General features: G+C 40.3%; 12 protein-coding genes and 1 riboswitch. Of the genes, 11 read left to right on the top strand and 1 reads right to left on the bottom strand.

The genetic code is table 11. The features are described 5' to 3' along the window. The first annotated feature begins 81 nt into the window (after nt 1-81). The 10 genes from G631_RS19675 to G631_RS0116905 all read left to right on the top strand — a co-directional run bounded on the left by G631_RS19675 (nt 82) and on the right by G631_RS0116905 (nt 10,338). Nucleotides 82-1,626 (top strand): vWA domain-containing protein, encoded by a 1,545-nt coding sequence (locus tag G631_RS19675; RefSeq protein WP_051197351.1) that lies wholly within the window; start codon nt 82-84, stop codon nt 1,624-1,626. 230 nt (nt 1,627-1,856) lie between these two features. Then, a complete protein-coding gene (locus G631_RS0116950) occupies nt 1,857-3,398 on the top strand; it encodes an ATP-binding protein (RefSeq protein ID WP_026490450.1) in 1,542 nt (513 codons plus the stop codon). A gap of 181 nt (nt 3,399-3,579) precedes the next feature. Continuing rightward, on the top strand, nt 3,580-4,098 hold the full coding sequence (locus tag G631_RS0116945; protein ID WP_026490449.1) for an RNA polymerase sigma factor: 519 nt from the start codon (nt 3,580-3,582) through the stop codon (nt 4,096-4,098). Further along, nucleotides 4,095-4,538 carry a hypothetical protein gene (locus G631_RS0116940; protein ID WP_026490448.1) on the top strand — a complete coding sequence of 148 codons (444 nt, stop codon included), beginning with the start codon at nt 4,095-4,097 and terminating at the stop codon, nt 4,536-4,538. Before G631_RS0116945 ends, G631_RS0116940 begins: the two co-directional genes overlap by 4 nt. After that, nucleotides 4,535-5,062, top strand: coding sequence for a hypothetical protein (locus G631_RS20510; protein ID WP_051197350.1), 528 nt, complete (start codon nt 4,535-4,537; stop codon nt 5,060-5,062). The genes G631_RS0116940 and G631_RS20510 overlap by 4 nt, the downstream gene beginning before the upstream one ends. Nucleotides 5,063-5,064: 2 nt before the next feature. Beyond that, a complete protein-coding gene (locus G631_RS20505; RefSeq protein ID WP_051197349.1) occupies nt 5,065-5,415 on the top strand; it encodes a LiaF transmembrane domain-containing protein in 351 nt (116 codons plus the stop codon). Between the two features lie 173 nt (nt 5,416-5,588). Beyond that, a riboswitch (cyclic di-GMP riboswitch) is annotated at nt 5,589-5,664 on the top strand. A gap of 218 nt (nt 5,665-5,882) precedes the next feature. Next, nucleotides 5,883-7,616 carry a methyl-accepting chemotaxis protein gene (locus G631_RS0116925; protein ID WP_026490447.1) on the top strand — a complete coding sequence of 578 codons (1,734 nt, stop codon included), beginning with the start codon at nt 5,883-5,885 and terminating at the stop codon, nt 7,614-7,616. A gap of 406 nt (nt 7,617-8,022) precedes the next feature. Then, nucleotides 8,023-9,075, top strand: coding sequence for an SPFH domain-containing protein (locus tag G631_RS0116915; RefSeq protein ID WP_026490446.1), 1,053 nt, complete (start codon nt 8,023-8,025; stop codon nt 9,073-9,075). Nucleotide 9,076: 1 nt separating this feature from the next. Continuing rightward, entirely contained in the window at nt 9,077-9,274 is a 198-nt protein-coding gene (locus G631_RS0116910) for a PTS ascorbate transporter subunit IIC (protein ID WP_026490445.1), read from the top strand. A 146-nt stretch (nt 9,275-9,420) separates the two neighbouring features. Continuing rightward, on the top strand, nt 9,421-10,338 hold the full coding sequence (locus G631_RS0116905) for a CPBP family intramembrane glutamic endopeptidase (RefSeq protein WP_026490444.1): 918 nt from the start codon (nt 9,421-9,423) through the stop codon (nt 10,336-10,338). Nucleotides 10,339-10,454: 116 nt separating this feature from the next. Here G631_RS0116905 and G631_RS0116900 read toward each other — a convergent pair whose 3' ends face one another. Further along, nucleotides 10,455-10,727: a hypothetical protein gene (locus G631_RS0116900; protein WP_026490443.1), complete on the bottom strand. Its 273-nt coding sequence runs from the start codon at nt 10,725-10,727 to the stop codon at nt 10,455-10,457. A 154-nt stretch (nt 10,728-10,881) separates the two neighbouring features. Here G631_RS0116900 and G631_RS0116895 point away from each other — a divergent pair, with 154 nt between their 5' ends. Then, a complete protein-coding gene (locus tag G631_RS0116895; protein WP_026490442.1) occupies nt 10,882-12,852 on the top strand; it encodes a glycoside hydrolase family 31 protein in 1,971 nt (656 codons plus the stop codon). The last annotated feature ends 31 nt before the right edge of the window (nt 12,853-12,883 follow it).

Below are 12,883 nucleotides of genomic sequence, written 5' to 3'. Positions count from 1 at the left end.
TAAGGGGCAAATCCCATTTGAAAGCTCGGAAAATAAACCATTTTTCTGAGCGGGAGAATAGATTAGAATAAGAGGGTGACAATGATACCCAATAAGAGATTAGAACTTGAACAGGCAGGCAAGCGTGTTCTTGAGGCTTCAAGGACAGAGCTTTATATAGATATGCGCTTTTTTGGCGGGGCCCTTAACAGCCTGGGTTACGAGATGGATCTTTCTACAACTACGGTAGGAACAGATGCGGTGAGCATAAGGTTTAATCCGAGCCACGTTCTGCGGCTGTTTGTGGAGGAACCAGGCAAGCTAAACCGCACATATCTTCATATTTTACTACATTGCATATTTATGCATATGTATACATCATCAAGATATGAAAATGATAGGCTTTTTGACCTGTGCGCAGACATAGTTGTTGAGTCTATCCTGGACGGAATGGACTATCAGTGCATCTACAGAGTATCCTCTGACTATAGGGACAGATGGTACGCATTACTTGAAAAAGGGGTAAAGGTTCTAACAGTTGAGCGGCTTTATAAGTATTTTTCTGAAGATCATGCGCTTGATATTTTTGAACTGGAAAAGCTTGAGAGAGAGTTTAAGCTGGATGATCACGGCTTCTGGACAAGGTTACAGGATGTAGAGGATGATTCTGATCAAAGCAATGAGCAGGATAAAGATAATGACAAGGCCAGGGATAAGGATATTCCGCCTCTGGATGATTCTGACAGCCCTGATATAAAGGAAAATAAAGACAAAGACAATAAAGATAAAGACAATAAAGATAAAGACAATAAAGATGAGGATAATGATAGGAATAGTCAGCCTCAGGGAGGCGGACAAAATCCTGATAATGACGCTGGAAGGAAGAAAACCAAATATATAAATCCTCGCAGGCTTCAAAAAATCAAGAACGCTCAGAAAAACTGGGACAAAGAGGGAAAGCGCATCCAGACTGAAATAGAGACAATTGGAAAAGAAAACAGTGACCGACTTGGAAAACTATCCTGGCTATTAAAAATACAGAACACCTCACATACAGACTACAAGGAGTTTTTAAACAGGTTCAAGGTTCTGCGTGAGGAAGGCGGAATAGATCTTGATAGCTTTGATTATGGAATGTATTCTTTTGGCATGGATTTTTACGGAAACATGCCTCTTATAGAGGAAAATGAGTTTAGGGAAGTCAAAAAGATACAGGAGCTTGTTATAGCAATTGACACCTCAGCATCCTGCAAGGACATCCTGGTTCAGCGTTTCCTAAATGAGACAGCGGCTCTTCTTTTGGGAGGAGATAACTTTTTCCAGAGAATAAAAATCTGTGTGATCCAGTGCGACAACCAGATCCAGAGGATAGATTTTATAGAAAATAAGGATGAGATGTATAAATATTCGTCAGAAGTTCATGTGGAAGGTGGCTATGGAACTGACTTTAGACCTGTTTTTGAACAGGTAGAAGAACTTAGACAGCAAAAGAAATTTGAAAACCTTAAAGGTCTCATCTATTTCACAGATGGATTTGGAATATATCCGGATAAGCCAACCACCTATGATACAGCATTTGTATTTGCGCAGGATGAGGATTATGATGATGAAAAAGTCCCGGACTGGGCACTGAAATTATATATATGATATAGGTGTCATAATTCATAATGATTTCATGTTTACATGATAATCATTATGAATTCATGACCCGAACAAATATGAGGAATTAGCAATTTACGCAGTAAATTAGCGGTTTCTGAATATTTGTAGAATTGCGAGAATGACGTAAGTCATGGAGCAATTCGTATATCATATAGGTGTCAAAAGTCAAAATGCGTACATGCTTGCATGTTAACAATAATAACAGGAGAAAAACCATGAACATAGATCAGGCAAAAGAAGAAATTAAAAATGCAGTTCGTGCTTATCTTGAAAAGGATGACGCAGGACAATATGAGATTCCAACAGAGAAACAAAGGCCAATTCTTCTTATAGGACCTCCCGGAATTGGTAAGACAGCAGTTATGGAGCAGATTGCTCATGAACTTTCTGTTAATCTGGTTTCATACACCATAACTCACCACACAAGGCAGAGCGCAATAGGCCTTCCAATGATTTCTGAAAAAGAATTTGGTGGAAAAAAATATTCTGTGACGGAATACACCATGAGCGAGATCATCGGAGCAGTTTATGAGCAGATTGAAAAAACTGGGATAAAAGAGGGAATTCTTTTCCTGGATGAGATCAACTGCGTCTCTGAAACACTTGCTCCAACTATGCTTCAGTTTCTTCAGTATAAGACCTTTGGAAGTCACAAGCTTCCAGATGGCTTTGTTATTGTAACTGCCGGAAATCCGCCTCAGTACAATAAATCTGTGAGGGACTTTGATATTGTAACCCTTGACCGTGTCCGTCAAATAAATATTGAGGAGGACTTTGAGGCCTGGAAAAATTACGCCTATAAGGCCGGCGTTCATGGCTCCATAATAGCTTATCTCGAGATTAAAAAAGATAATTTCTACAGCATAAAGACTGATGCTGACGGCAGAAAATTTGTAACAGCAAGAGGCTGGGAGGATTTATCAAGAGTTATAAGGGTACATGAAAAGCTTGGGATAGCTGTTGATGAGAATCTTACAGTTCAGTACCTCCAGAATGTTGATATAGCAAGGGATTATGCTACTTATTATGAGCTTTATCGCAGATACAACGAGCTTTATAAGATTCCTGATATCTTAGAGGGAAGATTCCCAGAGGATAAGAAGGCCTTAAGAGATGGCTCTTTTGACGAAAAACTAAGTATTATCGGACTTCTTACAGATAAGCTCATGGAGGAATTCCGCAAATATGCTCAGAATCAGGCTGTGCAGAAAAAGTTATTTGAACTGATAAAAGAGTTCATCACAGTGGCGGCTGCAAATGGTGAAGGTCGTGATGCATCCGCAAATTGGTTCGAAGATAAGGCATCTATGCTTGAAAAAGAGCTTGCGGATAACCTTGAAGCTGGTCTTCTTAGCAGGGAAGATGAGAGAGTACAAAGATTTACAATTGCTGCTCTTAGAGAGTATGAGGCAAGAGTTTCTGCAGATGCTGATCTTACAAATAATGCAAGCCGGATTGCAGAAAACATAAAGAGCTGGTTCAACGACAGGGAAAATGCCCGCCAGGAGCGAAACAAGCAGACCGGGGAACACCTCACAAACTCTTTTAAATTTATAGAAGAAACCTTTGGCGATAAGGAGTCGCTTTCTGGTAGCCAGGAAATGGTAATCTTCCTTACTGAGCTGTCCAAGGCCTACTACAGCCTTAAGTTTGTCAGAGAAACTGGCAATGAGGCCTACTATGAATACAATAAGCTTCTACTTTTAAATGATAGGAAAAAAGAACTTAAGGATCTTGCAGAGAGTTTGATCCTGTAAGAAAGCATATTTTACAAATGTAAATCATAAGTTGTTATCCGCAAAAGTTACTTCTACGGGTAACAAATAAAAAGTCTTCAAAAAGTTTTTTCAAATTTTTGAAGACTTTTTTGGTTCTGCTTCGTTTTATATAATAGAAGAGCAAATGATAAATATCCAAAACGCGTATGGGAGCTAGAAATTGGGGAATACAGATTCTAAGGAAAAGTTAATAGAGCTGATGAATAAATATCAGAATCTCGTATTCTCTATTTGTCTTAAAATGACAGGTGACTATTTCTGCGCAGAGGATATTACTCAGGAGACCTTCATTTCAGCCTATGAGCATTTGGAGAACCTTGATGAAACTTTAGAAAAGGCCTGGATATGCAGGATTGCCTCTAACAAATGCATCGACTATCTAAAAGCTGCGGAGAGACGGGCAGCTCCTACTGCAGAGGAGGAAATGCCAGAGACAGTGTCGCGGGATGGCTCCTTTGAAGAATTTTTTGCAAAAGATATTGTGGAAAACATAAGGGAAAAATGCGATGATCTGCCGAAAACTTATGCTTTTGCGGCGGAGATGTACTTTGTAGATGGGATGACGGCAAAAGAAATATCGGAAAAAACCGACACGCCACTTAAATCCGTTCAGACAAGGATTCGAAGAGCCCGGGAAATGCTACAAAAAATGGTGAGAAAGGAGGATTTTCTTTCATGAATGACAATAACAGATACCTATCTGATGAAGAACTAAACAGACTGATAAATAATGTGGAAGATGAGGGGCTTATACAAGCACCAGCCCAGATAAAGTCAGAAGTACTGCGGAAAATATACAAAGAAAACCCTTCGGCAAAACCTGAAAAAAGCATGGCTGAATTATACAGATACTCGGCAAAAGTAGTATTTGCCATAGCAGCAGCTCTTTTGCTACTGATCATTACTCCAGGAATTACAGACTCTCGTGACAGGATTCCTACAAGGGATGAGGTTATTAGTCAGGATAGAAGCGGCACACAGATAAAAGCTGAAGAATTCCTATCTGGTGAAAAAGATTCTGTGACTTCAAGAGAAGAAGCAATCGATAAGAGAAGAAAAGATCGAATAATAGGTGGCTTTGAGAACTTCATTTTTGAAATGGGAGGTAAATTAAAATGAAACCAAGGAAAAAGAACAAGTTTTTTACTTTTATATTTTCTTTCTGCCCAGGAGCAGCAGAAATGTACATGGGATTTATGAAAAACGGCTTTAGTATTCTTGCTGTATTTGCCCTGTTGTGCGGGGCAATAACAACTATGAGGATTGACTTTTTGTTATTTGTTTTAATGCTCATATACTGCTTTGGATTCTTCCATGCCAGAAATGTAGCGGGCCTTGATGATGAGAGCTTTGCTGCATTTGAGGATAAGTACATCTGGGAAGAATTTGTAACTACAAACGCCTTTAAGATCAAGGCAGAAACAATGCGCAAGATTGGTGCCTATGCGTTGATTCTTGTTGGAATTGCCATGGCTTGGAGTTATATCTCAGACATCATCGTCCGCTATATACCAGAGAGCTATTGGGACGACATCTATCCTTTACTTGAGGATATCCCAAGTCTTGTTGTTGCGATAGTGCTGATTGCGGCAGGAATATTCCTTATCAGAGGTAAGAAAAAAGAACTTGTCGGGGAGGGCTGAAAATGGGAGAAACATTAGCTGTTAATGAAAAAGAAGTTTCAGATCAGAAACCAAAGTATACAAGAACCCACAGAGTTGGCTCAGTGACTACGGGGCTTTCGCTGATTGTCTTCGGAATCTTGTTTGTAGTCCACATGTTTACGGGAATCATGTCCTATGAAATGATCTTCAGACTCTGGCCCTTTATGATAATAGGCCTTGGCGTTGAACTACTTATCTCTAATTATCTTACGGATAAGATAGTCTATGACAAAGCCGCTATTTTCCTTATGATCATGACTAGCTTTTTTGCAATGTGCATGGCAGGCGCAGATCTCTTTTTCCAGTACTTTAAGGATGGAATAGTTTTCTGAGAAGTAGCTCAAAGGGGATACGGAAACCGGTTTTATAAAATTGGTTTCTACAACATTGCTAATTTCTTTTCTGCTTACCGAAAGAATATAGTAAATTGTAATAGAAAAATAAGTTTATAAAAATTTTATATTGCATTAATAAAATTTTTTCATTATAATCCTCGTTGTTAAAAAAATATTTTTGGCAAAACAGGCGAAAGCCTGCGGCGCAAAGCTATAGGGACTTTAACATGTCAGCCAGTTGCATTCTACTTAGTTAGGATTATCAAAAGCATGGGACGTGTCTCCTGTGCTTTTTTTTATGATATAGGAAATTTCTCCGAAATTCCTACATCATAAAAAACGCTCCGCTAAGGATGCGCATCGGCGCGAGATGAAAATGATGCTAAAGCATCCGCGCCTCGCGCGAGAATGTCGCAAGCGACATTCTTTCTTATTGTTTTATTGTTTATGTAGAGAGGTTTATTATGAAGAAAAAATCAAGAAACATGGTTCGCGGTATTATTCTTATCGCGTCAGCGCTTGCACTTTTAATGGCAGCGCTTGTAGGCTATATTGGCTACAGGCACATTCAGGAAGCATATTACACATCTTTATCAGAAGGATTGCACGCAGCAGCAGTACTACTTGATGATGAAGTGTCCCATCAGTTTGAGGGAGACTGGCATCTTTCTGAGGACGGAGAACTTATGAAGGGCGAAACAGCCGTTCACGACATCTATCAGGAACAGCTTGATGCTCTTAGCGCCAAGACAAATATGCATTTTACTATTTTTTACGGAGATACACGTTTTGTGACTTCTCTTAAAGATGCAGACACAGGGCTTAGAATGGAAGGCACAAAGGCATCAGATACCGTAGTAGCTGAAGTTATTGCAAAAGGAAATGAGTACCTTGCAACTAACTTTGAAATCGCAGGCCAGGACTGGTATGCATATTATCTTCCTTTAAAGAACACAGATGGAACAGTTGCGGGAATGATCTTTGCAGGCCGCGATACTACTATCGTTGTGGATAACTTAAGAGCTGCAGGAAGAGCAATCATTTTTACTTTCCTTGGATTCTTTTTCTTTAACTGGGGAGTTGCCCGAATTATCATTACAAGATCTACAAGGTCAATCCGTGATATCGTTGGCGGACTTCAGAGCCTTGAAGATGGCGAACTTTCTTTTTATATAAATGATCGTACATTTAACCGAAAAGATGAACTTGGCGTTATTGCTGCAAGTTCAGCCCAGGTTAGAGATAAGCTTCAGGATGTTATCAGTGCGACTAAAAAGCTCTCTGAGGATGTTACTAATTCAGGCGTAAGTCTTGCAAATTCAGCAGAGACTGCTTCTCAGGTGGCACAGCAGGTAACAAATGCAGTTGAGGATATCAGCCGTGGCGCAACTTCTCAGGCAGAAAGTGTGGAAAACTCAGTAAATAACACGAATGAAATGGGTGATAGCATCGAAGACATCACTGCTAAGGTTGAGGCTCTTTCAAATGCGGCAAGCCAGATGCTTACAGGCGCTCAGCGTACAGTGGATACACTTGGAAATCTTATGGACAAGAACGACACTGTCATGAATTCAATGAAGGACATCAACGACCAGATTCTTCTTACAAATAACTCTGTTAAGGATATTGCGGAAGCTTCCAATATCATTACTGACATCGCAGGACAGACACACCTTCTTTCCCTTAATGCCACAATTGAGGCAGCAAGAGCAGGTGAGTATGGAAAGGGCTTTTCAGTAGTAGCTTCTGAAATCGGCAACCTCTCCAAGCAGTCAAAGGAGGCTGCTGAGAAGATCAACCTTATTGTAGAGACCCTTGTAAAGGAATCACAGAAGAGTGTTGATACTATCGGTCAGCTTGGACAGGACATGAAGGAACAGAACGATCAGCTTACATCTACCAAGAACGATATGGACAATGTAGTAGATAACGTCAACAACGTTGAAAACTCAACAAAAGTAATAGCTGAAAAGATTCGTCTTCTCAACGACCTTAAGGCAAGCTTCTCAGACATCATGGCTGAGCTTGCTGCAATTTCTGAGCAGAATGCAGCTTCTTCCCAGGAGACAAATGCTTCTATGGAAGAGCTTAACGCTACCTTTGCTCTTATCAACGATGCAGCTGCAGACCTTCGTGATATGGCAGAGACACTTAATGAGAAGATGTCATACTTCACATTAGAGGATATGTCAGCTTGATGGGAATTGGCATTTTGCCAAATGGATTAATTGCGGAAATGAAAATTGATGTACATGCAAATGTGCAGATGATGCTAATATGCGTGTATATGGCTCTGAGGCATAGTGTATAGATAATATTCAGATTCAATATAGAAATACAAAAGACTCCTGGCGTGCGCCAGGAGTCTTTCTTATAACATATAATTGCTAATTTGCTAATTTGCGTCGAATATCTATATCGTATTGACAAAAAGAATACAAATGATATCATAATGATATCAAATAAATTTCATCAGCAATAATTTAAAATTTAAAAAAGAGAATGTACAGACAAAAGATAGCACAGCATATGGATTTGCATGCTGAGAAAGCTTGGATGTGCATTTGAATGGAATTATGAGGAGGTATAGATATGAATGAGAACATTAATGAAAAAGTAATTAGTGGACACAAAAATGGAATCGCAGTACTTTGCCTTACAATAGCCTTGTATGTGCTGGCAACTGTAGGAGTTGTGTACTTTGCGATTCTTGGTGAGTCTAAGGATTTTACTGGATTAACAATAACGCTGATGGTTATTTGCCTGTTGTATTTGTGCCTTGGATGGATATGTTTCCTGGGACTTAAAGTTTTAAAGCCAGGAGAAGCCCTTGTTCTTACGCTTTTTGGCAAGTACATTGGGACCTTAAAAGGAGACGGATTCTTTTTTGTAAATCCTTTCTGCACAGCCTTCAATCCTGCTGCTGAGACCAAGCTTGGACAGAGCGGAGATATTTCAGATAGCAAGAAGAGCGGCGTGGGAAGCATTCTACTTGGCACAGGTCAGCTTGGAGGCGCATCTGCGGAGTTAAAGGCAGGAGTAGATAAAAAGATATCTCTTAAGGTCATGACACTTAGTAATTCCAAGCAGAAGGTCAATGATATTCTTGGAAATCCAGTAGAGATCGCTGTTGCAGTAATGTGGAAGGTTACAGATACAGCCAAGGCAGTATTTACTGTGGATAACTACAAGGAATACCTTTCTCTTCAGTGCGATTCTGCTGTTAGAAATGTAGTTAAGCTCTACCCATACGATATCACTGAAAATATTGATACAACAGGCGATGGCAAGGCTGACGACGGAAGCCTTCGCGGTTCGACCGAGGTTGTTGCTGAGAGAATCAGACAGGAAATCCAGTCTAAGGTTGAAAATGCAGGACTTGAGATAGTAGATGCCAGGATCACATATCTTGCTTATGCTCCAGAGATTGCAGCAGCAATGCTTCAGAGACAGCAGGCAAGCGCAGTAGTAGATGCCAGAAAGCTTATCGTTGATGGCGCTGTTGGAATGGTCGAGATGGCACTTGAGAGACTTAGCGAGAAGAAAATGGTTGATCTTGATGAGGAGCGTAAGGCGGCAATGGTATCAAATCTCCTCGTGGTTCTGTGTGGCAACCATGATGCACAGCCTATAGTAAACTCAGGAAGTCTGTACTGATATGGCGGAAAAGAAACAAGTCCCTCTTCGACTTAACGAAAATCTTTACAATGCTATAGCCGCCTGGGCCGAAGATGATTTTCGCTCCGTCAATGGACAGATTGAATATTTACTGACTGAGTGCGTCAAACAGCGAAAAAAAGATGGCAAGTACGTTTCACAACATCTGGACGAGCCTCCTGAGTTTGATCTGCACTAATTGTTTGAGGCGAAAAAATAGAGCTACTTACAATTCAAATATCATATAAATGATATTGGAATCTAAAAAAGATATAAAATGTAGCGGATATATTAGAATATCACGTGTACATAGCGGTATTAGGAAGATATAAGAGGAAAATAGACATGAAGGAATTAGACAAAAACACAAAAACTCTTTATAAGTACCTGGCATGGACCTTTGGCCTTGCCTATCTCATTCAGTTCTTTGCAGCATTTATGAATTACAAATTACAACAGGATAATGCAGGCGCTAACATGATTCTTGTTGCCGCTGTTCAGTACCTTATTGCAGGAATGATGTTTATTCCTCTGATCTCTGTTATGCTTGCAGGTGGGAAGATTAAGGAAATTGGCTGGAAGCCTAGGATCAAAGGCTGCGTGCCGCAGTTTCTTTTTGCATGGTTTGTGCCTGCTATCTTAACAGCCATTGGAGTGGTTTTGTATTTCGGCATTTTCAGATCTCACTTTGACCTTACAGGCTCTTATCTTGTGGCAGTTGCCGGGCAGGAAGGGCTTGATACGATTACTTCTACAGGAATGACATATGGCACATATATTATCATAAATTGCATTGCCTGCCTTACCTATGCACCACTTATCAACATGTTCCCAGCTGTAGGCGAAGAGGCAGGCTGGCGAGGCTACATGTATCCAGCACTTAGAGAAAAATTTGGACAGAAAAAAGCCTGGATCATTGGCGGCATCATCTGGGGAATGTGGCATTGGCCTCTTATGATCTTTACAGGATACGAGTACGGCAAGGACTATCTGGGATTTCCTATTGTTGGGATGATTCTGTTCTGCGCTGTAACTGTTGCTTTAGGAATTTTGTGTGACTACGTATATCAAAAGAGTGGCTGTATTTGGTATCCTGCAATTTTCCACGGAGCCTTCAACGCAGCAGCTACGCTTCCGCTAACTGTAACACTTACAGGTCTTGATAAATTCAGAATCCTGGGAGCTGCACCAAACGGACTTATTGCTGGAATTCCGCTTTTTGTCCTGGCAGCATTTATATATGCAAAGTGCAAGAAGGATTGAGCTTATTAACTTATTGGGAAATACAGCTGTTGTATCCAAAAAAGTAATAGCTTTTATAAATATGTAAAGTACCCTCACCAGCGGTATACTGGTGAGGGTATTTTTATATCATAGACTTAACATGTAATACAAAAACATGCAAAAATAAGCATGTTAGTATTACCTGACTTCAAACTAGTAATACCAATTTCCTGATTTATGGGGCTGATGGTATTACTTGACTTCTGGCTTGTAATACCAAAACATGCAAAAATAAGCATGTTGGTATTACCTGACTTCAAACTAGTAATACCAATTTCCTGATTTATGGGGCTGATGGTATTACTTGACTTCTGGCTTGTAATACCAAAACATGCAAAAATAAGCATGTTGGTATTACCTGACTTCAAACTAGTAATACCAATTTCCTGATTTATAGGGTTGTTGGTATTACTTAACTTATGGCTTGTAATACCAAAAGTCGCTTTATTAAGTTGTTGATATTACTAGTTTTCTTTGATAATTTCTTTATAAGTGAAAAGATAATAAAAAGGGGCAATTAGTATGATAAGAAAGTATAGGATAGGAAATCCAATTCCAACTGAATCAGTAGTGACAGAGATAGAAATTACAGAAGGGAACATTCCTTTTTTTACAACTGATGTGGAAAAGAAATCTCTTTTCCTAAAGCTGTCTGAAAGCGACAGAATCTGGGGGCTTGGTGAGACCACAAGAGGCATGAATAAAAGGGGATGGATCTACATCAGCAATAATGCGGATGACCCTGTACATACTGAGGATAAGAGGTCTCTTTATGCGTCTCAGAATTTCTTTATAGTTGACGGAGATGATGGGAGATTTGGAATATATGTGGATACTCCAGAGAGAGTCACTTTTGATATGGGCTACACAAGGTCGTCTGAACTTGTGATTTCTTTTGACGACTTTGACTCTGATTTGTATCTGGTTGAAGGTGATAGCTTAAAAGAGATAGTGAGACAGTTTAGGAAAATTATCGGAAAGAGCTATGTTCCGCCTAGGTGGGCCTTTGGCTTTGGACAGTGCAGATGGAGCTACATGAGTGCTGATGAAGTCAGAGAGGTTGCTGACAAGTACGATGAAGCCGGCATTCCACTTGATATGATCTATCTTGATATCGATTACATGGAGAGATACAAGGATTTTACTGTTGACGATAAGTCTTTTCCTGATTTCCCTAAGTTTGTTCAGGAGATGAAGAATAGGGGAATTCATCTTGTACCAATCATTGATGCGGGCGTCAAGATTGAAGAGGGCTATGATGTATATGAAGAGGGGCTTTCAGGAGATTATTTCTGCAAAAAAGAAAATGGCGAAAACCTGGTAGCTGCTGTATGGCCAGGCAAGGTGCATTTTCCTGACTTTCTTGATGAAAAGGCGAGAGAGTGGTTTGGAAACAAGTATAAATTCTTGCTGGATCAGGGAATTGATGGCTTCTGGAATGATATGAATGAACCAGCTATTTTCTATACTGAGGATCATCTGCAGGAGGTGTTTGAGCAGATAGAAGACTATAAGGGCAAGAATCTTGATATCAATTCATTCTTTGATTTCAAGGGACTTGTGGGTTCTATTAGCAATAACAGCGAAGATTATAAGCGCTTTTACCACAACTATAAGGGACAGAAGATTAGGCATGACAAGGTCCACAACCTATATGGCTACAACATGACAAGGGCAGCAGGTGGAGCCTTTGAGAGGCTATGTCCTGACAAGCGTGTTCTGATGTTCTCAAGATCATCCTTTATTGGAATGCACAGATATGGCGGCGTCTGGTGCGGAGATAACATGTCCTGGTGGTCACATCTTCTTTTAAATATTCAGCAGATGCCAGCCCTTAATATGTGCGGATTCTTGTATAGCGGCGCGGACATTGGCGGCTTTGGAGCTGATACTACAGAAGATTTGCTTCTTAGATGGACTGCCTTTGGCATATTTACGCCACTTTTTAGAAACCACTCAGCTATGGGAACCAGAAGGCAGGAAGTTTATAGATTTGAGAAAACTGACTCATTTAGAAGACTTATTGAGCTTCGCTACTCTCTTTTGCCATATCTGTATTCTGAATTTATGAAGGCTGTGCGCGATGATGAAATGCTGTTCAAGCCACTTAGCTTTGAATATGATGATGCTAGAAGCCTTGAAGTCGAAGACCAGCTTCTTCTGGGTGAGAGCCTGATGCTGGCACCTGTCTACAAGCAGAATGCTACAGGTAGATATGTATATCTTCCTGAAGATATGAAGATGATCAGATTCAGAGCCTATGACGACTATGATGAAGAGATTCTACAGGCTGGCGATCACTACGTAAAGGCTGGCCTTTCAGAAGTGCTCGTATTTGTGAGAAAGGGCCATGTGTTGCCACTTGCCAAGCCTTCAAAGAGAACTACCGGTGTTGATGCGGCTGCGGCTGGACTTTCTTATATTTGCTATGAAGCTGATCCTAGTGGCTATGAGCTTTATACAGATGATGGAGTTAGCAGAATCATGGAGTGATGCAGAAACTAGAAAAAAGCTTGCCATGCAT

This window comes from Butyrivibrio sp. XBB1001 (assembly GCF_000424505.1).
Lineage (GTDB): Bacteria > Bacillota > Clostridia > Lachnospirales > Lachnospiraceae > Butyrivibrio.
This window is presented reverse-complemented; position numbering and strand designations above follow the sequence as displayed.

Bases quoted from the DNA above. Each gene is read 5' to 3' on its own strand.
- G631_RS19675 (WP_051197351.1), top strand. From the start codon at position 82: ATGATACCCAATAAGAGATTAGAACTTGAACAGGCAGGCAAGCGTGTT.
- G631_RS0116950 (WP_026490450.1), top strand. From the start codon at position 1,857: ATGAACATAGATCAGGCAAAAGAAGAAATTAAAAATGCAGTTCGTGCT.
- G631_RS0116940 (WP_026490448.1), top strand. From the start codon at position 4,095: ATGAATGACAATAACAGATACCTATCTGATGAAGAACTAAACAGACTG.
- G631_RS20510 (WP_051197350.1), top strand. From the start codon at position 4,535: ATGAAACCAAGGAAAAAGAACAAGTTTTTTACTTTTATATTTTCTTTC.
- G631_RS20505 (WP_051197349.1), top strand. From the start codon at position 5,065: ATGGGAGAAACATTAGCTGTTAATGAAAAAGAAGTTTCAGATCAGAAA.
- G631_RS0116925 (WP_026490447.1), top strand. From the start codon at position 5,883: ATGAAGAAAAAATCAAGAAACATGGTTCGCGGTATTATTCTTATCGCG.
- G631_RS0116910 (WP_026490445.1), top strand. From the start codon at position 9,077: ATGGCGGAAAAGAAACAAGTCCCTCTTCGACTTAACGAAAATCTTTAC.
- G631_RS0116905 (WP_026490444.1), top strand. From the start codon at position 9,421: ATGAAGGAATTAGACAAAAACACAAAAACTCTTTATAAGTACCTGGCA.
- G631_RS0116895 (WP_026490442.1), top strand. From the start codon at position 10,882: ATGATAAGAAAGTATAGGATAGGAAATCCAATTCCAACTGAATCAGTA.